Genomic DNA, 22,837 nt, shown 5'->3' with positions numbered 1-22,837 from the left:
GCCGAAATACAGCGCGGACGTCGAGAAGCTGATGACCGACGCGGTCGAACATTCCCGGCCTCGGAAGAAGGCGGTGCATCTGCGGCGAGATCACCACGCGGAGAGCGAAGCCGAATTGCCGCTGGAGCACACGGCGCGGCCCGAGCCGCCGCCGAAATAAGGAGCGCCGGCGGGATCAGACCGTCAAAGCAGAAAACCGCCGAGTGGCCCAGCCACCCGGCGGTTTTTCATTTGGACAGGTCGCCGTTCGGGGAAGCGAAGTGCAGCTCGCCGCGGCCCTCGCCTTTTCTGGACGCCGCGGCCCGCGCCCTCGCCGCTACAGCGACCGTTTGAACAGATGCCCGATCTCGCCGACGATGCCGCGGCGGAACGTCAGCACGCAGGCGACGAAGATCACGCCCTGGATCACCGTGACCCACTGGCCGAAGCCGGCGAGATATTGCTGCATCGCGATGATCACGAAGGCGCCGACAACCGGGCCGAAGATGGTGCCGAGCCCGCCGACCAGAGTCATCAACACGATCTCGCCGGACATCGTCCAGTGCACGTCGGTCAACGATGCGTTCTGCGCCACGAACACCTTCAGCGAACCGGCGAAGCCCGCCAGCGTGCCCGAGAGGATGAAGGCCAGCAGTTTGTACTGGTCGGTCTTGTAGCCGAGCGAGATCGCGCGCGGTTCGTTCTCGCGGATCGCTTTCAGCACCTCGCCGAACGGCGAGTTGATCGCCCGGTAGATGATCAGGAAGCCGAGCAGGAAACCGGCCAGCACCACGAAATACAGCGTGGTGGCGTTCGACAGATCGATGAAGCCGAACAGCTTGCCTTGCGGGATGCCCTGAATGCCGTCCTCGCCGTGGGTGAACGGCGCTTGCAGATAGATGAAATAGAGGAGCTGCGACAGTGCCAGGGTGATCATCGCAAAATAGATGCCCTGGCGACGGATCGCGATCAGGCCGGTGACAACCGCGAGACAGAATGACGCCCCGGTCCCAACCACGATCGCCAGTTCCGGCGGCAGCCCCCACACCTTGAGTGCGTGGCCGCTGACATAGCCAGCGGTGCCGAGGAACATCGCGTGGCCGAACGACAGCAGCCCGCCATAGCCGATCAGCAGATTGAAGGCACATGCGAGCAGCGCGAAGCACAACCCCTGCATCACGAAGAACGGATACACCCCGGTGAACGGCACCACGGCGAGCACCACCGTCATGATGCCGAATGCGATCATCTCGTCGCGCACCGGGCGGCGGGTCGTCGTCGGGACGGAATTCTGCGTAATCGAGGTCATGTCAGGTTGCCCGTCCCGTGAGGCCCGAGGGTTTCACCAGCAGCACCAGCACCATCAGCACGAACACAACGGTGTTGGAGGCCTCGGGGTAGAAATATTTGGTCAGGCCCTCGATCACGCCGAGGGCAAAGCCGGTGATGATCGAGCCCATGATCGAGCCCATGCCGCCGATCACCACCACGGCGAACACCACGATGATCAGGTCGGCACCCATCAGCGGCCGGACCTGGTTGATCGGTGCCGACAGCACGCCGGCGAGTGCCGCCAGCCCGACGCCGAGGCCGTAGGTCAGCGTGATCATCCGCGGCACATTGATGCCGAACGCTCGCACCAGGGTCGGGTTCTCGGTGGCGGCGCGCAAGTACGCGCCGAGCCGGGTGCGCTCGATCATGAACCAGGTGAGCAGGCACACCACAAGCGAGAACACCACCACCCAGCCGCGATACACCGGCAGATACATGAAGCCGAGATTGATCGCGCCGCGAAGCTGTTCGGGGATCGCATAAGGCAGCCCGGAAGAACCGAAATAGTTCTGGAACACGCCCTGGATGATCAGCGCGACGCCGAAGGTGAGCAACAGGCCGTAGAGGTGATCGAGGCCCGACAGCCATTGCAGCAGCGTGCGTTCCATCACCATGCCGAACAGACCGACGATGATCGGCGACAGAATCAGCGCCCACCAATAGTTCAGGCCGAGCAGATTCAGCAGGAAATAGGCGCAAAACGCACCCATCATATACAACGCGCCGTGCGCGAAGTTGATGATGTTGAGCATGCCGAAGATCACGGCGAGGCCGAGGCTGAGCAGCGCATAGAACGAGCCGTTGATCAGGCCGACCAGAAGCTGCGCCAACAGAGCGGGGACGTTGATATCCATCTTGCTCTCAGTCTTTCGTGGATTCCAATGGCCCCGGCGTCAGACGCCGAGATAGGTGTGAAGCTTGTCCATGTTGGCTTCGAGCTCGGAATTGGCGAAGCCGTCGATGATCTTGCCGTGCTCGACCACGTAGTAGCGATCCGCCACCGTGGCTGCGAAGCGGAAGTTCTGCTCCACCAACAGGATGGTGAAGCCCTGCTTCTTCAGCCGCGCGATGGTGGCGCCGATCTGCTGGATGATCACCGGCGCCAGACCTTCGGTCGGCTCGTCCAGCATCAGGAACCGCGCCCCGGTGCGCAGGATGCGAGCGATCGCCAGCATCTGCTGCTCGCCGCCAGACAGCTTGGTGCCCTGACTCTTCAGCCGCTCGCGCAGGTTCGGGAACAGTTCGAAAATCTGATCGAGCGACAGCCCTCCGGGGCGGACCTGCGGCGGCAGCATCAGGTTCTCGCGGACGTCGAGGCTGGCGAAGATTCCGCGCTCCTCGGGGCAGAACGCGATGCCGCGGCGGGCGATCTTGTCGGACGAGGCCCGGCTGATGTCGGTGCCGTCGAAGATAATGGTTCCACTACGCTTGCCGACGATCCCCATCACCGCCTTCAGCGTGGTGGTCTTGCCGGCGCCGTTGCGCCCGAGCAGCGTCACCACCTCGCCTTCGCGGACGTCGAAATTCATGCCGTGCAGGATGTGGGATTCGCCGTACCACGCCTGCAGATCGCGCACGCTCAAAAGCGCCGCTCCCGCAGCCGACGAAGCCGGCCGCTGCAATGTCGTCGCCTCAACCATGGCCCGCTCCGAGATAGGCTTCCTTGACCCGCTGGTCCTGCGTCAGCTCGGTATAGTGCCCTTCCGCCAGCACCTGGCCGCGGGTCAGCACGGTGATGACGTCCGAAAGGTTGGCGACCACGCTCAAATTGTGCTCGACCATCAGGATCGTGTACTTGGCCGAGATCCGCTTGATCAGTGCCGCGATCTTGTCGATGTCCTCGTGGCCCATGCCGGCCATCGGCTCGTCAAGCAGCATCATCTCCGGATCGAGCGCCAGCGTGGTGGCGATCTCCAGCGCCCGCTTGCGGCCGTAGGGCATTTCGACCGCCGGGGTCGCAGCGAACTCGGACAGTCCGACGTCGTCGAGCAGCTCGCGCGCGCGCTCGTTGTACTTGTCGAGCACGCTCTTGGAGCGCCAGAAATCGAACGACGAGCCGTGCTGGCGTTGCAGCGCGACACGGACGTTCTCCAGCGCGGTCAGATGCGGGAACACCGCCGAGATCTGGAACGAGCGGACCAGCCCCAGCCGCGCCACGTCGGCCGGCGCCAGCGCGGTAATGTCCTGCCCGTTGTACAGAATCTGTCCCGCGGACGGCCGCAGGAACTTGGTAAGCAGATTGAAACACGTCGTCTTGCCGGCCCCGTTGGGGCCGATCAACGCATGGATGTGCCCACGGCGGACCCGCAGATTGACGTCCCGCACGGCAAAGAAGCCGGCGAATTCCTTGGTCAACCCGTTGGTTTCGAGAATGATGTCATCGGCCAAGCAGCTTCCCCCCATCGAACGCATGCGGTGCCGGCGCAGACGTCCGATGTCTTCTTTTTTGGAGCCGGTGCTCGGAGCGCCGTTGGCGCCCGGCCCGTCTTTCTGGCCCGACTATGCCGCTATTCGCGAGCCTTGTGCAAGATGCAAAGCTGGGCAGCGTTTGCGGGCGGTCGGACCTGGGGGAAACTCCGGCCGGCACTCGGCCGACCGGTGATCAGTATCATTCGAATTCCTCCGCGTAAGCCTCCGGCCGGAAGCCGACCAGCAGCTTGCGGCCGTGCTCAAGCACCGGGCGCTTGATCATCGACGGCTGCGCCAGCATCAGTGCGATCGCCTTGGCTTCGGTCAGCCCCTCTTTGTCCGCGTCGGGCAGTTTGCGGAAGGTGGCGCCGGCGCGGTTGAGTAACGTCTCCCAGCCGACCTGCCCGGCCCAGCGCGCCAGATGCGCCTGATTTATGCCTGCGGTCTTGTAGTCGTGGAACGTATAGCTGACGCCATGACCGTCGAGCCAGGCCCGCGCCTTCTTCATCGTGTCGCAGTTCTTGATGCCATAGAGGGTAGTGGGCACGCGCAGGCTCCGCAAGATTGAAAGCAATCGACTCGCATTCAGGCTACCACCCCCCAGCCGTCAAGCGCGATGGCCGCGCTGTGCGTGAACCCGCGAAAGAAGCTGGGAAGAAAGTCTGAGGCTGCGGAACGGTGCCTGTCACATGGGCTTCATCCAGCGATCCTAGAGCGGGTGGAATGCGGTTCTCTATGCCGCCCAAACGTGTGAGTGCCTGCGATGTCGACTGAAATCCTCCGCCTCAAGCACAAGCTCGACACGCTGATCACGGAGATCGACGAGGGCAGCCGCGAGCGGCTGGCCGGCTGGGCGGATCAGATCCATCGCCCCGGCTTCGGCCCCAGCGCCGCCAACCTCGCCCATTATCTGGCGCTGCGTCACCACGATCTGCGCCCGCTGCAGCACGCCCTGATGGCGCTGGGATTGTCCTCGCTCGGCCGGCTGGAAAGTCGAGTGATGCCGACGCTGCTCGCTGTTCGCGCCACCCTAGCGACGCTGGCGGGCGAGCCGGAGATGCTACGGCCGTCGACAAAGCAGTTCTTCGCCGGCGAGCACGATCTCGCCAGCCGCAGCGCCGAGATGTTCGGGCCGCTGTCCGGCGCCCGCCGTTCCGCCCTGCTGGTCACCTGCCCGAGCGAGGCGGCCGACGATCCCACTTTCATGCTGCGGCTCGCCGAGCGCGGGGTCGAGGCGGTGCGGATCAACTGCGCCCATGACGACGCGGCAGCCTGGCAGCGGATGATCAATCACCTCCACGTCGCCGAGGAAGCCTCCGGCCGCCGGATGAAGGTGCTGATGGACATCGCCGGGCCGAAGATCCGCACCGGCGCCGCGCGCGCTCCGGAGGGGCGCGAACGCATCGTCACCGGCGATCTTTTGGCGATCGTGGCACAAGGCCAGCTCGACCGCATCGACCTCGATGAAGAGCACTTCGCGGTGGAATGCACCCTGCCCGATCCACTGGCGCGCGCCGCCGTCGGCGCCCGGGTGTTCGTCGATGACGGCAAGCTGTGCGTCCGGATCGAGCGCAAGACCGCGTGGGGCCTGATCGGGCGCGTCACCGCCACCGCCGACAACGGCCTGCGGCTGAAGCCGGAGAAAGGCCTTAACTTCCCGGATACACCGCTCGACATCCCGGCGCTGACCGCCAAGGACCGCGCCGACCTCGATTTCGTCGCTGCCCACGCCGACGGCGTCGAGTTCTCGTTCGTGCAGTCGGTCGGCGACGTCAAGATGCTGCAGGCCGCGCTCGCCGAACGCCGGCCCGACGATTGGCACAAGCTGTCGCTGGTGCTGAAGATCGAGACGCCGGACGCGGTCGCCCACCTGCCGGACATTCTGGTCCAGGCCGCCGGCCGGCAGCCGACCGCGATCATGATCGCGCGCGGCGACCTTGCGGTCGAGATCGGCTTCGCACGGCTGGCAGAAATGCAGGAAGAGATCCTGTGGATCGGCGAAGCCGCCCACGTCCCGGTGATCTGGGCCACCCAGGTGCTCGAACATCTGGTGAAGAAGGGCACGCCCTCGCGCGGCGAGATGACCGACGCCGCGATGGCGGCGCGCGCCGAATGCGTGATGCTGAACAAGGGGCCGTACCTGTTCAAGGCGATCACCGAGCTCGATACGTTACTCGGCCGAATGGCCGATCATCAGCGCAAAAAGACGCCGCAACTACGCGCACTGCGCAGTTGGCCCCCTGCTAACGCAGCGCCTCGGCATAAAGCTCCGGCCTGAAGCCAACCAGAGCTTCGCCGTCCTTCTCGAGCACCGGCCGCTCGATCATCGAAGGCTGCGGCGCCATCAGCGCGATCGCTTTGGCTTCGGTGAGCCCTTCCTGGTCGGCATCCGAGAATTTGTCGAAAGGTGGGGCCCACGCGGTTGAGCAAGGTCTCGCAGCCGACCTGCTTGGCCCAGCGCTTCAGCGTCGCAGTCTCGATTCCGGCGGTCTTGTACTCCTGAAAGGCGTAAGCGACGCCCTCGTCGTCGAGCCACGCCCGCGCCTTCTTCACCGTGTCGCAGCTCTTGATGCCGTAGAGCATGATGGACACCCGGATCTCTTGTTGCTCGACCGCGGCCAGCGCGCCATCGCCTACGACCGCCAATCGAGTTGCCTAAGGGAATGCTGATCATCATCGCGCGGATCGGGGATTGGGTCCGAGGGAACAGTGGCTCGAAAACCGGGTTGACCTCACAAGCCGCGCGCCATGCCACCGCCCGACAACCCAGACTTTTTCAATCCGAGCCCAAATCGATCGGAGCCCAGCATGATCAATGCAATGCAGATTGCGATCGGCGTGGCTTTGGGAGTTGGAGTAGGCATCGCCCTCGACAATGTCGTGGCCGGGATCGGGATCGGCCTCGCGCTGGCGATCGCCATCGGATGGATTCGCCGCGACCGGCGCGACGAAAGCTGAGACCACGTGGCGTCGTCCTTGGCGCTGTTTCCGTTGTGCGATGCGGCAATCTCCCCCCGATCACAACTTCAACACCAGCTTTGCTTCGGCCTCGCCTCCCGAACTCGCGATGTTAGGATCGTCCCACAACAAGAACGCATCAAGGCGTCGCAACAACAAAGAACGGGAGGATCCCACATGCTCGACACCGCGCCGAACGGCAAAGTCACGACGCTCCTCGGACAACTCGACGATGCGCTGAGTGCCGTCGACATCGACCGCGCGGTCGATCTGTTTCAAACCGACTGCTACTGGCGCGACCTGATCGCCTTCACCTGGAACATCAAGACCATGGAAGGCAAGGATCAGGTCCGCGACATGCTGGGCGCGCGGCTGGCCGATACCAAGCCGTCGCATTGGCGGATCGCCGACGGCGAGGACGCCGCCGAGACCGATGGCATCGTCGAGTGCTTCATCCAGTTCGACACCGCGCTCGCCCGCGGCGTCGGCCATCTCCGCATCAAGGACGGCCGGATCTGGACGCTGCTCACCACCATGGCCGAACTGAAGGGATTCGAAGAGCCGCAAGGCTTTCAGCGCCCGATGGGCGTCAAGCACGGCGCCGATCCGAGCCGCAAAACCTGGAAGGAAGAGCGCGACGCCGAGGCCGCCGAGCTCGGCATCACCCGCCAGCCTTATTGCGTGATTATCGGCGGCGGCCAGGGCGGCGTCGCGCTCGGCGCGCGGCTGCGCCAGCTCGGCGTGCCGACCATCATCGTCGAGAAGAACGAGCGCCCGGGCGATAGCTGGCGCAAGCGCTACAAGTCGCTCTGCCTGCACGATCCCGTCTGGTACGACCACCTGCCCTATCTGCCGTTCCCGCCGAACTGGCCGGTGTTCGCGCCGAAAGACAAGATCGGTGACTGGCTGGAGATGTACACCAAGGTGATGGAGCTGAACTACTGGGGCTCCACCGTCTGCAAGCGCGCCTCCTACGATGAAGCCGCCAAGGAATGGACCGTGGTGGTCGAGCGCGACGGCCAGGAGATCACGCTGACGCCGAAGCAACTGGTGCTCGCCACCGGGATGTCGGCCAAGCCGAACATGCCGACCTTCGAGGGCATGGACGTGTTCAAGGGCGATCAGCACCACTCCTCGCAGCATCCCGGGCCGGATGCGTGGAAGGGGAAGAAAGCCGTGGTGATCGGCTCGAACAATTCGGCGCACGACATCTGCGCGGCACTCTGGGAGGCCGGCGCCGACGTCACCATGGTGCAGCGCTCGTCGACCCACATCGTCAAGTCGAACTCGCTGATGGAACTCGGGCTCGCCGGGCTCTACTCCGAGCAGGCGGTACAGAACGGCATCACCACCGCCAAGGCCGACCTGATCTTCGCATCGCTGCCCTACAAGATCCTGCACGAATTCCAGATTCCGATCTACAACGCGATCCGCGAGCGCGACGCCGAATTCTACAAGCGGCTGGATGCCGCCGGCTTCATGCTCGACTACGGCGATGACGATTCCGGCCTGTTCATGAAGTATCTGCGCCGCGGCTCGGGCTATTACATCGACGTCGGCGCTTCCGAACTGGTCGCCGACGGCCGCATCAAGCTGAAGAGCGGCGTCGACGTCGCGCGGCTCACCGAGGACGCGGTGGTCCTCAGCGACGGCACCGAGCTGCCGGCCGACCTCGTCGTTTACGCCACCGGCTACGGTTCGATGAACGGCTGGGCCGCGGACCTGATCTCGAAGGACGTCGCCGACAAGGTCGGCAAGGTCTGGGGCCTCGGCTCCAACACCCGCAAAGACCCCGGCCCGTGGGAGGGCGAGCAGCGCAACATGTGGAAGCCGACCCAGCAGGAAGGGCTGTGGTTTCACGGCGGCAACCTGCACCAGTCGCGCCACTACTCGCAGTTCCTGGCGCTGCAGCTCAAAGCCCGGATGGAAGGCCTCCCGACCCCGGTCTACGGCCTGCAACAGGTGCATCACCTGGGTTGATCGACCACCGCACAGGGAGCGGCTACGGCCCCCCTCCGGCATCGATCTGGCTTGTCGACCGGCAAAGCCCGCCCTATCTTACGTTCGTCTTACAGGGCACGACCAATGGCAGTACCGGCCGACAAGCTGACGACGACAGTCTCGACCAAGGGGCAGGTCATCCTGCCCAAGGCGATCCGGCAGCGCCGGCAGTGGCCGGCCGGCACCCGACTGACCGTCGAAGAGACGCCTGACGGCGTGCTGCTGCGCCCTGCTCCGCTGTTCGCTTCGACCCGGCCGGACCAGGTTTACGCCTCGCTGCGCTTCGACGGGCCACCGAAGTCGCTGGACGACATGGCCGCCGCGGTTGCCGCGGAAGCACGGCGTCGTCATGCGCGCGATTGATACCAATCTGATCGTCCGGTATCTGACCGGTGATCATCCGATGCAATCCGCCCGAGCCCGCGCCACCATCGACGGCGAGGACGTCTTCGTCGCCACGACCGTGATGCTCGAGACAGAATGGGTGCTGCGCAGCGCCTACGGGTTCGATGGTTCCGCGGTATGTCACGCCCTCCGCAGCTTCGCCGGATTGCCCAGCGTCACGCTTGAGGACCCAGCGCTGGTCGCCGCCGCTCTCGACCGCGTCGAGGCCGGCCTGGATTTCGCCGATGCCCTGCATCTCGGCTGCGCGGAAGCCTGCGATGGCTTCGTCACCTTCGATCAACGGTTAATCCGCGCCGCCAAGGCAGCTGGTCTCACAAACGTTTCGGCGCCCTGACTGGCACCGCCCGCACTCACAGCATCCCCGGTCGGAACAGCGACTTGCGGCTGATGGTCTTGCCGGCGACCATGAACACGCCATCGCCGGTGTAGTGCAGCGTCTGCGGATGCTTCGGCCGGGGCGCGACGTGCGCCTTCACCACTTCGAAGATGAAGAAGTTGTACTTATCGACCAGTGCATCGTCGTGCAGCCGGCATTCGAACGCGGCGTGGCATTCGGCGATCAGCGGCGCGGCGACCGCCGACGCCTTCTCCGCCGTCAGCCCGAACTGCGCGAATTTGTCGATCTCGGCACCCGAGGTGTTGCCGATGCCGACGATGATATCGGTCAGCGCGGTGGTCGGCAGACTGACCACGCATTCGCCGGAGCTGCGGATCATCTCGAACGAGTGGTTGCCGCTGGAGATCATCAGGCCGATCAGCGACGGGGTGAATTCGAGCAGGACGTGCCAGCCGAGCGTCATGATGTTGCGCTCGCCCTTCCACTGCGACGATACCAGCACGATCGGCCCGGGCTCAAGATAGCGGCGCACGTCGGAGACCGGGAAGTCGGATTTTGCGATACGGCGCATGCGGCTCTTTCCCCGTCGACCGCCAGAATGTGAGTTGGCAAAATCGGACTTTGCGGTCACTCTCCAGATCGACTGCCATTCATTTGTATCATGACAAATTCTTGACGGAGTGATTGCGATGAAGCTCGCCTCGTTCAACGTCGAGAACCTGTTTTTGCGCGCCCGCGCCCTCAACAACGAAACCTTCGCAGAAGGGCGTGAGATCCTGAAGGCTCAGGCCGACATCAATCGCATCCTCGGCAAGCAACGCTATACCGCCGCCGACAAATCGAAGATCATCGAACTGCTCGACCAGCTCGGCCTGAAGAAGTCCGACGACAGCAAATTCGCTATTCTGCGCCAGAACCGCGGCCATCTGGTCAAGCGGAGCGGCGGCGAGATCACCGTTGTCGCCGACGGACGGAGCGACTGGATCGGTTGGGTCGATCTCGTCGTCGAGCAGGTCAATGAGAGCGCGACCCGCAACACCGCGCGGGTCATCGTCGACATCGATGCCGACGTCCTCGGCGTGGTCGAGGCTGAAAGCCGGCCGGCGCTCGTGCGTTTTTCCAACTATGTCCTGCCCGCAGTCGCCGGAAAACCCTACGATCACATCATGCTCGTCGACGGCAACGACGAACGCGGCATCGACGTCGGACTGATGACGCGCAACAAGTTCGATATTCTCTCGATCGTCAGTCATGTCGACGACGCCGACGAGGACGGCACGATCTTCAGCCGCGACTGTGCGCAGTACGAAGTATCTACTGCCAACGGCAACCGTCTGATCGTGCTGATCAATCATTTCAAGAGCAAGGGATTCGGCAGCTTCGCCAGCTCGAACGCGAAGCGCAAACGCCAAGCGTCACGGGTCGCGACGATCTATCGGCAGATCCGGCAGCAACACGACTATATCGCCATCATCGGCGACTTCAACGACACCCCCGACAGTGATCCAATCAGCCCGCTGTTCCATCAGACCGGCCTCAAGGACATCAGCGAAATCCCGGGATTCGACGATGACGGCCGACCGGGCACCTACAAGAACGGTACGGCATCCAATAAGATCGACTACATCCTGCTGTCGCCCGCGCTGTTCGACAAGGCGACGGCCGGTGGGATCTTCAGGAAGGGGGTGTGGGGCGGAAAGAACGGAAAACTGTTCCCGCACTATCCGGAGATCACAAAGCAAGCCGAGGCGGCATCCGATCACGCGGCGATCTGGGCCGAGCTGGACATTTAGATAGAGCATCCGGTCCTGACGCGGATTGCGGATCATCGCGCGTTGGGTTACGCGCGATGAAGGCACTGATCCGCGCGGCGGTGTCCGCCGTCGCCGGTTTCCAAACCATCATGCCGGTTCAGGCACCTGCCGCGGCGGCATGCTGCGCCGCCATCTCGGCATCGGCAGCGTTGACGCGCTGAAACGCGGGCCGCGCCGTGATGCTCTCGGCGTAGCGCACGAAGATGTCTGTCTTCGGCACCAGGCCGAAATTCATCGTCCAGTCGAGCGCCATCCCCCACAGCACGTCTGCGGCGGTAAAGCGGTCGCCGAGCAGATACGGCCCGCGCCCGAGTTGAGCTTCGAGGGCACCGAGCATCGTGTCGTAGTCGGCATAGGGCGACATCGTAATGGGCGCTGGCTCGCGTTGCATGAACCTGTCCACGACCGCCGGTTCGAAGGAGGAGCCGTAATACGCAATCCAGCGCAAGTAAGGGCCACGCAGCGGATCATCCAGCGTCGGCGCGAGGCCCGCCTGCGGAAACAGATCAGCGAGATAGATCGTGATGGCGACCTGCTCGGTCACCAGCGCGTCGCCGGAGCGGATCGCCGGCACCTTGCCGAGTGGATTGACCGCGAGATATGCCGGCTGGCGCTGCTCGCCGGCCTTCATGTTGAGGACATGGAGGTCGTAGGGCGCGCCCAATTCCTCCAGCAGCACGCGCGCGCCGGTTGCCCGGGTTTGCGGCGAATAGAACAGGGTCAGTCGGTTCGGATCGGTCACGGCGGTCTCCATCGGCCATCTTGCGAGGCGACCGTCGTAGCAGCCCATACCTGACATCTTGTGTCAGGTATGGTTCAATGATTCATGCGAGCGAGCCGAATGTTGTCGATCCTCACCACCCTGCAGGCCAAGGGCCGCGCCACCGCGCCGGAGCTGGCTGAGGCTTGTGAAGTCTCGGTCCGGACGATCTATCGCGACATCGACGCGCTCTCAGCGTCGGGCGTGCCGGTCTATGCCGACCGCGGTGCGGACGGCGGCTATCGGCTGCTCGACGGCTATCGCGTGCGGCTGAACGGGCTGTCGCAGAGCGAAGCCGGAGCGCTGTTCCTCGCCGGCCTGCCCGGCCCCGCCGCAGCGCTCGGGCTCGATGCGGCGATGATTGCCGGACAGAACAAGCTGATGGCTGCACTGCCGGCGAATTTGCGCGACGACGCAGCGCGGATGCAGGAGCGCTTTCATCTCGATGCGCCGGGCTGGTTCGGCGAGTCCGAAGAACCCGCGCATCTGCGCGCCGTCGCCGGCGCGGTGCTGCGCGGCACGCTGATCGACATCCGCTACGAGAGCTGGCGTGGGCAGAAGCGCCGCCGCGTCGCCCCGCTCGGCCTGGTGTTGAAGGGCGGTAGCTGGTATCTCGCCGGACAGGTGGATCGCAGCGTCCGGACCTACCGGATCTCGCGCGTGCTCGACTGCACGGCGCTCGACGACAGCTTCAAACGTCCGGCTGATTTCGATCTCGCCGCCTACTGGCAGAGCGCGACGCTACGCATGGAGGCCGAACTACATCCCAACCTGGCGACAGTCCGACTGTCGCCGATCGGCGTGAAGCTGCTGAATGCGCTGAGCCAGCCTTACGTCAGAACGCGGACGCAGCTCGACGATGTCGCCGATGCCGACGGCTGGCGCACGGCAAGAATTCCGATTGGCAGAACCTGCTGGCACGCAGCAGCCGAACTCCTCCGGCTCGGTCCGGAGGTCGAGGTGCTGCACCCCACCGATCTACGTGACACGATCGCAGAGATGGCGCGTGCCATGGCTGCGCGATACGCAAAAGCGCTCACGCCGTGATGTCGACGCCGCGGACTTCGCCCTGATAGCGCTGCATGGTGCGGAGTGCGGCTTGCAGCCGGTCAAACAGCTCTGAATCGTTGGTCTTCTGCGCCCGTGCCATGCCGTCTCTCAGCGCCTGCATGAAATCGACCTGCTGCGTGTCGTCCAGCCCCGAGGACGTGCCGTCTTCGCGAAAGCTCACCGTCATGCTGACGAAGGTCGAACTCTCGTCGAAACTCATCTCGCCGCTGGCGATCTTGCTGTTGATCCAGTCGAACAGATCCTTGCGGGTCATCTGAGTGAAGTCGGTCTTCTGTACACCGCCGCTGCCCGATGCCGACGACGTCGTGCCGCCGGCAGATGCCGGTGCAGCCGACGCGCTCTTGGCGCTGCTGCTCCACGGGGTGATGCTCTGGGCCGCAGCAGACGACCCGATGCCGGAAATGCTCATGGCGCACCTTCGATCCCATCGCTCGACTGGTCTCTTCGACCCGATCGCTCAGCCGGACTCGAAGCAACCGCCGTGCCATCCGGAACCGCATGATTTCTCGTTGTTTCCGAACGAACCGACGATGACGCGCGCATCGCGCTCCGCGGAATGCAGGAAACTGTTGCCGGGTGCCGGTCGATCTTTGCCGCACCGGAGGACCGCGATCGCGACCACGCCGACCAAATACAAACGTACAGATCGCCGCGCTTTGTGGTCTCGGACATGCATCGATCTGCCTGCCCGTGTGTCTTGCCTGTGAGGCCACGTATCGCTAAATTATCGGGGCAATGATGTTCAAATCCACATTCTTTCCGCTGATCTGACGGCGTTCGTCGTCGCGGCACTTCTATGCCGTCTGGATCATCAACGGCCGTTCCCGAGTGGAGGTCGTGCGGAGATTTATTGAATGTCGGACCTATATCATTCCGATCTAAGCCCCGCTCAGATCGAGCACTTCATCGACCACGGATATCTCAAGCTCGCAGGTGCTTTCGATAACGAACTCGCTCGTCTGGGGCGGGATCAACTGTGGAACGCCATGGGCCTTTCGCCAGATGCACCGGAGACTTGGAAACAGCCGGTCGTTCGTCTTGGCTTCATGACTGGCGGCCCGTTTGTTGAGGCCGCGAACACGCCGATCCTGCACCGCGCATATGACGCTCTGGTGGGTCCTGGACGCTGGCTGAGGCCTAGTGGGCTTGGGACGTTTCCCATCCGATTCCCCTCTGCGATCGATCCTGGCGACACGGGGTGGCACATCGACGTCAGCTTCGGGACCGATCATCCCGACTTCCTGCAATGGCGCGCCAACGTCAAGAGCAGCGGACGTGCTCTGCTGATGCTGTTCCTCTTCTCGGACATCGGAGAGAATGATGCGCCGACCCGCATCCGCTGTGGCTCACATCTGCCGATAGCCAGGCAGTTGTTGCCGCATGGCGACCGAGGCCTCACCCTCGGTGAATTCACAGCCGACAACTTCGCTTCGACCGAGAATTGCGATGTGGTGCTCGCCACCGGCGAGGCAGGAACGGTCTATCTTTGCCATCCCTTCCTCGTGCATTCGGCACAACCGCATCGTGGGTCTCAGCCGCGCTTCTTGGCTCAACCCCCGCTGCTACCAAAGGGTGAGTTCGACCCGTCACTTCCAGCTTCACCCGTCCAGATCGCAATTCGCAAGGCGATCGGGATGATGGGGTAAGCTGAACGGGCCCGGGACACGACGTAGCGGGCCCAAACACGCGACGTCGAGGGACCGGGCCTTACCCCTTCGGGAGCCGTAGCAACCCGATCAGCGATCTTCGATGCGCTCCTCACGCCGCGGACTTCGCTTCCATCGCGCAGCGTCAATCCGCAACACAGGAGTGTCAGGTTTGAACGGTGGACTTGTGGTGATCTCCGGCTGCTCCGGCGGCGGAAAATCCAGCCTGCTCGCCGAGTTAAAGGCGAGAGGACATCGCGTGGTCGAAGAGCCCGGCCGCCGCATCATCGCCGCGGAGACGGCGGCCGGCGGCACCGCGCTGCCGTGGATCGATCTCGCCGCGTTCCTGCGCCGCGCGATCGCGATGGCAATCGCCGACCATGCGGCAGCGGCGGCGAACACCGGCTGGACCTTCTTCGACCGCGGCCTGATCGATGCGGCAGCGGCGCTGCAGGCCCTGACCGGCGATGAGGTGCTGCGCCCGCTGGCCACGGCGCACCGCTATCACCGCCGCATGTTCATGGCCCCGCCCTGGCCCGAGATCTACGTCACCGACGACGACCGCCGCCACGGCTTCGACGCGGCCGTCGCCGAGTATCAACGCCTGAACACGACCTACCCCGCGCTGGGCCACGACGTCGTGCTGCTCCCTAAAATTTCCACCGCAGCCCGCGCCGATTTCGTGCTGGCGGCGCTGGCGGAACGCAAGGGCCGAGACATCGCCAACAGACGATAAAAGCGGTGCGGCCCGCGACGAACGCGCCCCGGTCCATCGCGCCTCGCCCGAACCCATTGCGCTGGATATGTTACTGGACACCTCTCCGGAGGAGACCGTGGGCAATTCGCAGAAGCGGGCCATTCAAATCTATCGATCGCGCCTGAGTGAGCGAGGCCTGGTACGCTTTGAGGTTCTCGGCCGCGATGCCGACCGTGATCTCATTCGATCGCTTGCCAGCCGACTAGCTGAAGAGGGGCCGGAGGCCTCCCGGTTGCCTCAGCCATCAAGCCACGCGCTGCCCAGATCAGCCCCGACCACCGCGCAGCTGTCTTGGCGGCTTTCAACAAGCTGGTTGGAGAGACCCTCACTATCCTCGTAGTAACGAGCGCGCACTTCCGAACTGCGGCCAAGTTCGTCGACCAGCACACGCTCGGCCTTCGCGGCGGCGATGCACTCCATCTCCCGGCACCGGCCTGTCCGCTCGCGCAGGCTCACGGCATGCACGCGCCCCGATGCGGGCTTGCTACGGCCGGCAGCCCGCCGCCTCGGCTTCCTGGATGCTGCAGAACCAACGCTTGCCAGGCCCCATCTTGAGCTTGGCGTAGGAGCGACCACCCGGTCGCTGGGTGGTGCACTTGCCGGTCCAGCCGAAGCTCGCCTTGATGGTGCATTCCGGAGATGGCGGGTCGGCGGTGGTCGCGGCACCGAGCAGGATCTCCGTCGCGGAGCTCGGCGCCCTGTCCGCCCCGACGATCCGGGTCCGACGGTTGCGATCGCGCCAGAGCGCAGGCGCGATGAATGCGCCCGACCAGAGGCCCGCCTGCGCCTCGCGGGCGATCGCCTCCGACGACTCGTAAGCCTGCAAAGACCCCGCGACCGCCAGCGCCCACCCCGCGCGCACGATCCAGTCCGCGACACTCTCGGTGCCGACCGCACAACTGCCCATTGACCGGCCGACCTTGTCGCGGCCGGCCACCTGGCAGGTCCACGGCTTGTCGCCGAAGCGCTTGATCAGTTCATCGCGCGCCGCAAGGCCGCACGTCCACCCCGTCCCCTTTTCGTCGACGCAGACCTGATCGCTGTCCGGCGGGTCGATGCCCTGCAACCGGATTGTCGTGCCATTGATTGCGATCGTGCCGCCGTCGAGGATCTGCGGGACGCCTGCCAGTTCGACGGCGTCGTCACCCGGCAGGCAGACGTATTGCGTGCCCCGCATGCCCAGGCACTTCGCCGCGCCGGGCGCGAAGTCGATCTTGACCCCCGTCTCGCGCGACTTGCCGTACGGTCCGCGATCGTTGATGCGGATATGGCAGGTGCGGCCGTTCACCGGATTGACCACCGTGACGCTGGTTCCCAGCGGGTAGTCGTGCGACGCCGCCGTGAGGGTGTCGTGTCGCATCGGTTCGCCGCTGCTGGTCCGCGTTCCGATCCGGTACAGCGAGGCGAGAACCTCCTTGCCGGAACCGCAATTGCCGGTCCGATGCACGAAGCGGTGCACGGTGTCCCAGCCGGCCGCGTCGGCACTAGGACTCGCGAGCGCGACCAGTATCGCGACCGCCCCGCCAATCGCCCTGTTCGAGATGCCGCGCATCAGCCCTTCGCCTTGCAAGGCGCTTCGCTTAACACAGACTTCGGCGAAATGAAGGACGCCGCGCAATCGGGGAGCCAGGTGGTTACGGCTCGTGTCGGCGAGAGGTTGCCGCGACGAGCCGCAAGCCTGCCTGTGCGACGTCGCCTTTGTGGCGACTGAATCAACGGCACCGAGGCGCGAAAGCCGGTAGCATGCACAATCGCGCAATGCAGGATCGCGGGGGGCTACACCCGCGTGTCCGGCTATCCCCGCTCGGCGTCAAGCTGCTGAACGCGCTGAGCCAGCCCTACGCCAAGACGCGCACGCAACTCGACGATATCGCCGACGCGCACGGCTGGCGCGTGGCGCAGATCCCGGTCGACATCACGTGCTGGCAAGCAACCAGAGAACTGCTGCGGTTAGGGCCGGAGGCGGAAGTGCTGGCCCCGCGAGCAGCGCGCCTGATCCCGACTCTCTGCCCCAAGGGACTTCTCTTGGGAGAAAGACCAAAATACGCTATATGACCATCTAGGTGGTCAGGAGATGCAAGATGGAAGAGGTCAGTCTGGCTGAAGCGAAGGCGCATCTGAGCGAATTGGTCGATCGCGTCGAGAACGGCGGGACGATCGACATCACGCGTCGGGGAAGGCCGGTCGCCCGGCTCACCCCGGTCGCCAGGACGCGCCAGCCGATCGATGCTGGATCGCTACGCTCTCTCACGGCGAAGATCCCTCCGCAGTCCGGAAACGCGGCCGATCTCGTTCGATCGATGCGAGACAGCGACCGCTCCTAATGATCTACCTCGACACCTCGCTGATCGTCGCGGCGCTTTCCAACGAAGCGTCCACAACACGTATCCAGGACTGGTTGGCCGAGCAGGATGCAGCAGAGCTGTTCGTCAGCGACTGGACCATCACCGAGATGTCCTCGGCCATGGCAATCAAGGCACGCGCCGATCAGATCAGTCTCGAACAACGCGCCGCGATCCTCGCCGTGTTCAACAAGCTGATTGCCGAGAGCCTCACGGTGCTCCAGGTGACGAGCACGCATTTTAGAACCGCGGCCAACTTTGTCGACCAACATACGCTCGGCCTTCGCGGGGGCGATGCACTCCACCTCGCCGTGGCATCTGAGCACGGCGCGACGGTCCACACGCTGGATCAGCGACTCAGCAAAGCTGGTCCTTCGCTGGGCGTCCCAGTGTGCTTGCTGACATGATTGGAACAATCGCCGACGTGATCGCCAGGTGCGGAATCAGTCGTGGCCGCTGACTGGACCGACGTACAGAACGACGCGGTCGTCGCGGACTATTTCGCGATGCTTCTCGACGACGTCGCCGGGCGGCCTTACAGCAAGGCCGAACACAATCGCCTTCTGCAGGCGCAGATCGAGCGCGGCCGCGGCTCGATCGAATACAAGCATCAGAACATCAGCGCCGTGCTCAAAGGTCTGGGAGAGATTTGGATTCCCGGCTACAAGCCCGCTTTCAATTTCCAAGCCTCGTTGGCCGACGCAGTAGTTCGATGGCTCGAACGCTATCCGGATCGGCTCGCATCGGCCGCAAGGACAACCGTGCGCCCGGCGTCATCCGAATTCCGGCAGGACGCGATGCTGTGGATTGGCCCGCCCCCGACGCACAGCAATGCGCCGCCGCCCGACGAACTCGAGCAGATGGCGGTCATTGCCCGGAAGTACAATGTTGCCGAGCGCGATGCCCGAAATCGCGTGCTCGGCCGCGCTGGCGAGGAACGCGTCATCGCCCATGAACGAGCCAGTCTCGTCGTCGCAGGACGAACCGACCTTGCAGAGCGCGTTCGATGGGTGTCGGAGATCGATGGCGACGGCGCCGGTTACGACATCAAGAGCTTCGATGCAGAAGGCCGCGACCGACTGATTGAGGTCAAGACGACCAACGGTTGGGAGCGTACACCGTTTCACATCACACGAAACGAACTCTCCGTGGCCGAGGAGCATCGAGACGAATGGCTGCTGGTGCGACTGTGGAATTTCGCCCGCGGGCCGACCGCCTTTGAGTTGAGACCGCCTTTGGAGGCGCATGTCTCGTTGATGGCGACAAGCTATCAAGCGAGTCTTCTCTGACTCCTACCTTGGCCACCCGGCCCTACGACGAACTGCGTCGGACAGCCCTCTACTCCCACTCAATCGTCCCCGGCGGCTTCGACGTGACGTCGTACACCACCCGGTTGACGCCCTTGACCTCGTTGATGATCCGGGTCGCGGTGGCGCCGAGGAAGGACATTTCGAACTGATAGAAATCAGCGGTCATGCCGTCGGTGGAGGTTACGGCGCGCAGGCCGACGACGTAGTCGTAGGTGCGGCCGTCGCCCATCACGCCGACGCTGCGGACCGGGAGCAGCACGGCAAAGGCCTGCCAGATCTTGTCGTAGAGGCCCGCTTTCCGGATCTGGTCGATATACACCGCATCCGCATTGCGCAGGATCTCGAGCTTCTCCTCGGTGATCTCGCCGGGGCAGCGGATCGCGAGGCCGGGGAAAGCACACGAGGGCCGCCATTTCCGACGAGCACTCAGAGCCCAGACGCGTCCACCTTCAAACTTCCGTTCGCGACCGGGCCACGAAGAATTTCGCTAAGCCCTCCGCGCTCAGAGGAAGAAGCGATCAACAACTGACGCGAAGCGCGGCTTGCCCCCAAATAGACACGGGATACATACCGCCGCCTCGCACCTTGGCTAAGATACTCTCCAGTAAGATCAACCTGATCCAGATGAGCAAGGATCACTGTATCAAACTGCAACCCAGCGACGTATTCAGGCATACTGAAGACACACCTTGACCGCGCATAGCGCAGTTCCCTCAAATCTTCACGCGCCCTCACCGGAACTATTTTGTCCTTGGTTCGCCCTGCTTTGCAGTAATCGTCAAACAACTCATCGTTAATACACAAGACCGCGACTTGACTACCACCTCCTGTCAATGTCCGAGCGACACTCAAGGCCCGATCAAGCACAGAATCGATCAACTTCAAATTTGTCGCTATTTCGATAGCCACCGGACTATCGCCGTCAGCCTTACTTGAATTACCGGCGTAAGTGACAAATTCCCCTTCGAGATCAATTGCCGGAAACGATGCATCTAAATCTCGCAAGAACGATGCGATTTGCGGAGTCGAACGATGAACCTGCTTGAGATCGACCGGAACAGACTCTCCTACGCCCGGATTTCGAAATCGCTCAAGCCCCCCGCCCAGCACGGCATCATTTGTACTTTGCTTCAAATCGTAAGCCATTATCAGGGGCCATCGACCACGCTGCTCCGCCTTGGTAGCAAATAGATTCTGCAAAATCATCGCCTCGACCCGCGTAAAATAATGATACTCATCCACAAAAATTAGGTCGAACCCTACAATATCGCGCAGCTGATTCCACTCATGCGTGGTCAAATAGCGGCCAAAGTCAGCCACCATCTGATCCATACTCAAAAGCCTCTCTTTTCTGAGATACCCCTGATAACAATCGTAGATCTCTAACACCGCCTTCCGATCATCAACAGAAGGCAGCAGCATCTGCCATCCCTCCCGACTGCCATTGATATACCTATCCGCAGCCGGCGTCCCCTTGCGAACGTTCTCAGCATCCAACGAGCAGGCAAACTCGTTCATCAATTCTTCAATTAAAGAGGAGCGCCGATCTTTGTTAGCAATACGCTCCGCAAATTCCGGGCACTCTCGCAACACTCCTAATGCGGTCCGCGGATTCTTTTGTACTTCCTCGATGGCATCTTCTATCAGAAGACGCTGTAACTCGCGTCCATCGCGTCCGTCCAGCGAGAGAGGCTTCAGACCTTTCTTTTCATAGCTAAGCTGCTCTTGAGCCAATTCGTAAAGCGTACCGATCCACAATTTTGAACGTCCTGCGGCTGTCTTCAAGTCTAACCACCTAGCGGATTGGTCTAGAGCAAAAAACATTCCCCGGACGACTTCATGCGCTAACGCAGCACTATGAGTCAAAAATGCAAATGTCTTATCGCCTCCGGCGTCCGCATCAGCGTACAGATCGCGCAAACACTTGACTGCCATTGCCTGCGTTTTTCCAGTGCCAGCCGCGCCCCGCAACCTGACTGGCCGATCGTGCGGCTGGTCTACAAAGCGAAGCTGCTCGTCGCTAAGCTTTTGATCATACCACTCCTGCAGAGTACCAGTTCCAGCCAATTGAAACCCTAAGGGTACACTCAACAAAATCCCAAAGCTTCCGACGGCCCTTTGCGGCCTGGCTTCTTCGACCAACGCGTCCAGCAGACCTTCAATCGCCCTCTCATATCCAACGAGATCAATGGCCACATTATTTAGAGGCTCCGGCGTCTCCGTTACCGCGAATGCGTAAAGATTACCGCTTCCGCCGGGGGCTTGATCGAAATAAATCCTATGTGGCATCTTCCTGCCAAATGGCTCAGCGTAGACTGAAAGACGAGAGCCCTCATGATAGGGCTGCCAAGATACCGGGACAGCAATATTCCTATCAAATTGCCTTAAGCCAACCCTCATTATTCGCTCGAACGCGGAACGAGGCTTCGCCAATCTTTTGAAGATGCCGTCGCTCCCGGTCTTTACAACGACGGACCCTGATTCGAGGCTCGCGTTGGCAGAGAGGAGATACACAGCATCGCGGATCCTAACTCGCCGCAGACCCTCAGTATTTGGCGGAATCTCAAAGTCTTGAAACCACGAATCATCAATTAACGCTGCATCTAGAATCCCCAAGGCACACTCATCAACTACGAGGAACTCTACTGGCATTATTGCCCTCCGGCATCGATTTTCAGGGAATCGACCAGCAATTCGGTAGCAGCCTCACAAGCAAGCTCGAACTCCGTCGGCATGCCTATTCTCGAAAACAGGAACGCCAGCTTCTGAGCGACTAGAAACCGAAGACCGTCGCTAAATCGTCCGATGCGATGGAAGGCGTCGGGCTTACCAACGATGCGAGCATCGATCTCCGAACGAAATAGCTCTTCTGAGTGAATTGTAGAAATTGAGCGCAGTAAGATGACGAAACCATACCCGTTGGCCATGGGCAATTCAGGGACGAGCACGAAATCCGGAAAACCGCGCTCAGAATCGAAAGCTTCTTTCACCGCGGCCTGCTGCGCTCTGGTGCTTCGACCAAGCAAGCTCCACGCCTGCCTCAAGTCTGCCAGCCGCGAGCCTGACGATCCGTAACCTAAAGCCAGCTTGACACAAGCAAGCAATGAAATCAGCTCTTGATCAGACGATTCGACTGCTGCAACAATCGCCTCGGGAGTTGCCTCTGTTAGCCATTTCTGAAGAGAAATAGCGTCCAGCGGTGTCAGCCCTGCGCTAAACCGCGTGATCCTTCCGTTTAATTTTTCGCACGCCACGCGAGTTTGCTTCTCGGTAATCCGTCGCAACTGCTGTGGAGCCCAATGAAGATCGAGATACTGTTCGGCAGGCACGATAGTAAGCCACGTAAATTGATCGCTAGCTTTGTTTTGCGCAATGTCGCAGTCGGCAGTGATGATAAACCCATATCGCACCTGGGCATCATTGCCGGCAGGCAAACTCCGTATCACGTCGCCTTGGCGGATGCCTTCATCATCGCTAATTCCTAGAATATAATCACTCGCCATAACTGAGCCGTCAGATAAATAATCCACTAATCGTATCTATTTTGATCATCCACTTTAAGCAATCAATAGCGTCGAGGCATAGAATCACTCCCACTCAATCGTCCCCGGCGGCTTCGACGTGACGTCGTACACCACCCGGTTGACGCCCTTGACCTCGTTGATGATCCGGGTCGCGGTGGCGCCGAGGAAGGACATTTCGAACTGATAGAAATC

Annotated in this window: 26 protein-coding genes and 3 pseudogenes; 14 read left to right on the top strand and 15 right to left on the bottom strand. The window is 62.4% G+C overall.

Going from position 1 to position 22,837, the window contains the following annotated elements; all coding sequences use genetic code 11:
- Positions 1-316 precede the first annotated feature (316 nt).
- The 5 genes from DU475_RS15840 to DU475_RS15820 all read right to left on the bottom strand — a co-directional run bounded on the left by DU475_RS15840 (position 317) and on the right by DU475_RS15820 (position 4,267).
- Complete coding sequence (locus DU475_RS15840; RefSeq protein WP_013502929.1) at positions 317-1,288, bottom strand: branched-chain amino acid ABC transporter permease; 972 nt, start codon at positions 1,286-1,288, stop codon at positions 317-319.
- Between the two features lies 1 nt (position 1,289).
- Positions 1,290-2,165 (bottom strand): branched-chain amino acid ABC transporter permease, encoded by an 876-nt coding sequence (locus tag DU475_RS15835; RefSeq protein ID WP_013502930.1) that lies wholly within the window; start codon positions 2,163-2,165, stop codon positions 1,290-1,292.
- Between the two features lie 39 nt (positions 2,166-2,204).
- Complete coding sequence (locus DU475_RS15830) at positions 2,205-2,951, bottom strand: ABC transporter ATP-binding protein (protein ID WP_164632662.1); 747 nt, start codon at positions 2,949-2,951, stop codon at positions 2,205-2,207.
- Complete coding sequence (locus DU475_RS15825; protein WP_041807369.1) at positions 2,944-3,699, bottom strand: ABC transporter ATP-binding protein; 756 nt, start codon at positions 3,697-3,699, stop codon at positions 2,944-2,946. Before DU475_RS15825 ends, DU475_RS15830 begins: the two co-directional genes overlap by 8 nt.
- Before the next feature lie 220 nt (positions 3,700-3,919).
- Positions 3,920-4,267 (bottom strand): ArsC family reductase, encoded by a 348-nt coding sequence (locus DU475_RS15820; protein ID WP_013502933.1) that lies wholly within the window; start codon positions 4,265-4,267, stop codon positions 3,920-3,922.
- A gap of 216 nt (positions 4,268-4,483) precedes the next feature.
- Here DU475_RS15820 and DU475_RS15815 point away from each other — a divergent pair, with 216 nt between their 5' ends.
- Positions 4,484-5,998 carry a pyruvate kinase gene (locus DU475_RS15815; RefSeq protein ID WP_164632661.1) on the top strand — a complete coding sequence of 505 codons (1,515 nt, stop codon included), beginning with the start codon at positions 4,484-4,486 and terminating at the stop codon, positions 5,996-5,998.
- Here DU475_RS15815 and DU475_RS15810 read toward each other — a convergent pair.
- Positions 5,964-6,303 (bottom strand): annotated as a pseudogene (locus tag DU475_RS15810) (arsenate reductase). The gene DU475_RS15815 and the pseudogene DU475_RS15810 sit on opposite strands and share 35 nt — an antisense overlap.
- A gap of 225 nt (positions 6,304-6,528) precedes the next feature.
- On the opposite strand from DU475_RS15810, the gene DU475_RS15805 reads away from it, so the two are divergent.
- From DU475_RS15805 to DU475_RS15790, 4 genes are all read left to right on the top strand, one after another.
- A complete protein-coding gene (locus DU475_RS15805) occupies positions 6,529-6,678 on the top strand; it encodes a glycine zipper domain-containing protein (RefSeq protein WP_013502935.1) in 150 nt (49 codons plus the stop codon).
- A gap of 177 nt (positions 6,679-6,855) precedes the next feature.
- Positions 6,856-8,658 (top strand): NAD(P)/FAD-dependent oxidoreductase, encoded by a 1,803-nt coding sequence (locus DU475_RS15800; protein WP_164632660.1) that lies wholly within the window; start codon positions 6,856-6,858, stop codon positions 8,656-8,658.
- Positions 8,659-8,763: 105 nt separating this feature from the next.
- Entirely contained in the window at positions 8,764-9,042 is a 279-nt protein-coding gene (locus DU475_RS15795) for an AbrB/MazE/SpoVT family DNA-binding domain-containing protein (protein ID WP_107344174.1), read from the top strand.
- Entirely contained in the window at positions 9,029-9,418 is a 390-nt protein-coding gene (locus DU475_RS15790) for a type II toxin-antitoxin system VapC family toxin (RefSeq protein WP_047309941.1), read from the top strand. The genes DU475_RS15795 and DU475_RS15790 overlap by 14 nt, the downstream gene beginning before the upstream one ends.
- A gap of 16 nt (positions 9,419-9,434) precedes the next feature.
- Here DU475_RS15790 and DU475_RS15785 read toward each other — a convergent pair whose 3' ends face one another.
- The gene (locus DU475_RS15785) at positions 9,435-9,992 is read right to left on the bottom strand and encodes a flavin reductase family protein (RefSeq protein ID WP_164632659.1); all 558 of its coding nucleotides are present in this window, start codon (positions 9,990-9,992) and stop codon (positions 9,435-9,437) included.
- A gap of 118 nt (positions 9,993-10,110) precedes the next feature.
- Here DU475_RS15785 and DU475_RS15780 point away from each other — a divergent pair, with 118 nt between their 5' ends.
- Positions 10,111-11,214, top strand: a complete 1,104-nt coding sequence (locus tag DU475_RS15780) for an endonuclease/exonuclease/phosphatase family protein (RefSeq protein ID WP_164632658.1) — start codon at positions 10,111-10,113, stop codon at positions 11,212-11,214.
- Between the two features lie 118 nt (positions 11,215-11,332).
- Here the strand turns inward: DU475_RS15780 and DU475_RS15775 are convergent, their stop codons facing one another.
- Positions 11,333-11,977: a glutathione S-transferase family protein gene (locus tag DU475_RS15775; RefSeq protein ID WP_164632657.1), complete on the bottom strand. Its 645-nt coding sequence runs from the start codon at positions 11,975-11,977 to the stop codon at positions 11,333-11,335.
- A gap of 84 nt (positions 11,978-12,061) precedes the next feature.
- Here DU475_RS15775 and DU475_RS15770 point away from each other — a divergent pair, with 84 nt between their 5' ends.
- Entirely contained in the window at positions 12,062-13,042 is a 981-nt protein-coding gene (locus tag DU475_RS15770) for a helix-turn-helix transcriptional regulator (RefSeq protein ID WP_164601958.1), read from the top strand.
- On the opposite strand, the gene DU475_RS15765 is transcribed toward DU475_RS15770, so the two are convergent.
- Complete coding sequence (locus tag DU475_RS15765; protein WP_164632656.1) at positions 13,032-13,475, bottom strand: hypothetical protein; 444 nt, start codon at positions 13,473-13,475, stop codon at positions 13,032-13,034. The two genes, DU475_RS15770 and DU475_RS15765, sit on opposite strands and share 11 nt — an antisense overlap.
- 445 nt (positions 13,476-13,920) lie before the next feature.
- Here DU475_RS15765 and DU475_RS15760 point away from each other — a divergent pair, with 445 nt between their 5' ends.
- The 3 genes and pseudogenes from DU475_RS15760 to DU475_RS24610 all read left to right on the top strand — a co-directional run.
- Positions 13,921-14,712 (top strand): phytanoyl-CoA dioxygenase family protein, encoded by a 792-nt coding sequence (locus tag DU475_RS15760; protein WP_164632655.1) that lies wholly within the window; start codon positions 13,921-13,923, stop codon positions 14,710-14,712.
- A 187-nt stretch (positions 14,713-14,899) separates the two neighbouring features.
- A complete protein-coding gene (locus DU475_RS15755; protein WP_349644198.1) occupies positions 14,900-15,448 on the top strand; it encodes an AAA family ATPase in 549 nt (182 codons plus the stop codon).
- A gap of 97 nt (positions 15,449-15,545) precedes the next feature.
- A pseudogene (locus tag DU475_RS24610) lies at positions 15,546-15,743 on the top strand (hypothetical protein); the annotation flags it as partial.
- On the opposite strand, the gene DU475_RS24605 reads toward DU475_RS24610, so the two are convergent.
- Together DU475_RS24605 and DU475_RS15745 are read right to left on the bottom strand one after the other, a co-directional pair.
- A complete protein-coding gene (locus DU475_RS24605) occupies positions 15,707-15,889 on the bottom strand; it encodes a hypothetical protein (protein ID WP_164632647.1) in 183 nt (60 codons plus the stop codon). The pseudogene DU475_RS24610 and the gene DU475_RS24605 overlap by 37 nt on opposite strands.
- Before the next feature lie 64 nt (positions 15,890-15,953).
- Positions 15,954-17,039: an RlpA-like double-psi beta-barrel domain-containing protein gene (locus DU475_RS15745; RefSeq protein ID WP_246700334.1), complete on the bottom strand. Its 1,086-nt coding sequence runs from the start codon at positions 17,037-17,039 to the stop codon at positions 15,954-15,956.
- Between the two features lie 173 nt (positions 17,040-17,212).
- Between DU475_RS15745 and DU475_RS15740 the strand changes: the two genes are divergently transcribed.
- The 4 genes from DU475_RS15740 to DU475_RS15725 are packed head-to-tail and all read left to right on the top strand — an operon-like array spanning position 17,213 to position 19,100.
- Positions 17,213-17,524: a WCX domain-containing protein gene (locus tag DU475_RS15740; protein ID WP_502706851.1), complete on the top strand. Its 312-nt coding sequence runs from the start codon at positions 17,213-17,215 to the stop codon at positions 17,522-17,524.
- 26 nt (positions 17,525-17,550) lie between these two features.
- The gene (locus DU475_RS15735) at positions 17,551-17,793 is read left to right on the top strand and encodes a type II toxin-antitoxin system Phd/YefM family antitoxin (RefSeq protein WP_164632652.1); all 243 of its coding nucleotides are present in this window, start codon (positions 17,551-17,553) and stop codon (positions 17,791-17,793) included.
- Positions 17,793-18,218, top strand: coding sequence for a type II toxin-antitoxin system VapC family toxin (locus DU475_RS15730; RefSeq protein WP_164632651.1), 426 nt, complete (start codon positions 17,793-17,795; stop codon positions 18,216-18,218). The genes DU475_RS15735 and DU475_RS15730 overlap by 1 nt, the downstream gene beginning before the upstream one ends.
- Positions 18,219-18,260: 42 nt before the next feature.
- Entirely contained in the window at positions 18,261-19,100 is an 840-nt protein-coding gene (locus tag DU475_RS15725; protein ID WP_349644197.1) for a protein NO VEIN domain-containing protein, read from the top strand.
- Between the two features lie 49 nt (positions 19,101-19,149).
- Here the strand turns inward: DU475_RS15725 and DU475_RS15720 are convergent.
- The 4 genes and pseudogenes from DU475_RS15720 to DU475_RS15705 form a co-directional block, all read right to left on the bottom strand.
- Positions 19,150-19,512: pseudogene (locus tag DU475_RS15720) on the bottom strand (GMP synthase (glutamine-hydrolyzing)); the annotation flags it as partial.
- Positions 19,513-19,547: 35 nt separating this feature from the next.
- The gene (locus DU475_RS15715) at positions 19,548-21,773 is read right to left on the bottom strand and encodes a UvrD-helicase domain-containing protein (RefSeq protein ID WP_164632650.1); all 2,226 of its coding nucleotides are present in this window, start codon (positions 21,771-21,773) and stop codon (positions 19,548-19,550) included.
- Positions 21,773-22,651: a hypothetical protein gene (locus DU475_RS15710; RefSeq protein ID WP_164632649.1), complete on the bottom strand. Its 879-nt coding sequence runs from the start codon at positions 22,649-22,651 to the stop codon at positions 21,773-21,775. Before DU475_RS15710 ends, DU475_RS15715 begins: the two co-directional genes overlap by 1 nt.
- 57 nt (positions 22,652-22,708) lie before the next feature.
- Positions 22,709-22,837 (bottom strand): GMP synthase (glutamine-hydrolyzing) (locus DU475_RS15705; protein WP_164632648.1); only part of this gene is annotated, 129 nt, incomplete at its 5' end.

Source organism: Rhodopseudomonas sp. WA056 (assembly GCF_010906995.1).
GTDB classification, from domain to species: domain Bacteria; phylum Pseudomonadota; class Alphaproteobacteria; order Rhizobiales; family Xanthobacteraceae; genus Rhodopseudomonas; species Rhodopseudomonas palustris_G.
The sequence above is the reverse complement of the archived record's forward strand: the minus strand, read 5'-3'. Positions and strand labels throughout refer to the sequence as shown.

Excerpts from the sequence above, each read along its gene's own strand:
- DU475_RS15840 (WP_013502929.1), bottom strand. The coding sequence starts at position 1,288 with ATGACCTCGATTACGCAGAATTCCGTCCCGACGACGACCCGCCGCCCG.
- DU475_RS15835 (WP_013502930.1), bottom strand. The coding sequence starts at position 2,165 with ATGGATATCAACGTCCCCGCTCTGTTGGCGCAGCTTCTGGTCGGCCTG.
- DU475_RS15830 (WP_164632662.1), bottom strand. The coding sequence starts at position 2,951 with ATGGTTGAGGCGACGACATTGCAGCGGCCGGCTTCGTCGGCTGCGGGA.
- DU475_RS15815 (WP_164632661.1), top strand. The coding sequence starts at position 4,484 with ATGTCGACTGAAATCCTCCGCCTCAAGCACAAGCTCGACACGCTGATC.
- DU475_RS15805 (WP_013502935.1), top strand. The coding sequence starts at position 6,529 with ATGATCAATGCAATGCAGATTGCGATCGGCGTGGCTTTGGGAGTTGGA.
- DU475_RS15800 (WP_164632660.1), top strand. The coding sequence starts at position 6,856 with ATGCTCGACACCGCGCCGAACGGCAAAGTCACGACGCTCCTCGGACAA.
- DU475_RS15795 (WP_107344174.1), top strand. The coding sequence starts at position 8,764 with ATGGCAGTACCGGCCGACAAGCTGACGACGACAGTCTCGACCAAGGGG.
- DU475_RS15790 (WP_047309941.1), top strand. The coding sequence starts at position 9,029 with ATGCGCGCGATTGATACCAATCTGATCGTCCGGTATCTGACCGGTGAT.
- DU475_RS15785 (WP_164632659.1), bottom strand. The coding sequence starts at position 9,992 with ATGCGCCGTATCGCAAAATCCGACTTCCCGGTCTCCGACGTGCGCCGC.
- DU475_RS15780 (WP_164632658.1), top strand. The coding sequence starts at position 10,111 with ATGAAGCTCGCCTCGTTCAACGTCGAGAACCTGTTTTTGCGCGCCCGC.
- DU475_RS15770 (WP_164601958.1), top strand. The coding sequence starts at position 12,062 with ATGCGAGCGAGCCGAATGTTGTCGATCCTCACCACCCTGCAGGCCAAG.
- DU475_RS15765 (WP_164632656.1), bottom strand. The coding sequence starts at position 13,475 with ATGAGCATTTCCGGCATCGGGTCGTCTGCTGCGGCCCAGAGCATCACC.
- DU475_RS15760 (WP_164632655.1), top strand. The coding sequence starts at position 13,921 with ATGTCGGACCTATATCATTCCGATCTAAGCCCCGCTCAGATCGAGCAC.
- DU475_RS24605 (WP_164632647.1), bottom strand. The coding sequence starts at position 15,889 with ATGGAGTGCATCGCCGCCGCGAAGGCCGAGCGTGTGCTGGTCGACGAA.
- DU475_RS15740 (WP_502706851.1), top strand. The coding sequence starts at position 17,213 with ATGCACAATCGCGCAATGCAGGATCGCGGGGGGCTACACCCGCGTGTC.
- DU475_RS15735 (WP_164632652.1), top strand. The coding sequence starts at position 17,551 with ATGGAAGAGGTCAGTCTGGCTGAAGCGAAGGCGCATCTGAGCGAATTG.
- DU475_RS15730 (WP_164632651.1), top strand. The coding sequence starts at position 17,793 with ATGATCTACCTCGACACCTCGCTGATCGTCGCGGCGCTTTCCAACGAA.
- DU475_RS15715 (WP_164632650.1), bottom strand. The coding sequence starts at position 21,773 with ATGCCAGTAGAGTTCCTCGTAGTTGATGAGTGTGCCTTGGGGATTCTA.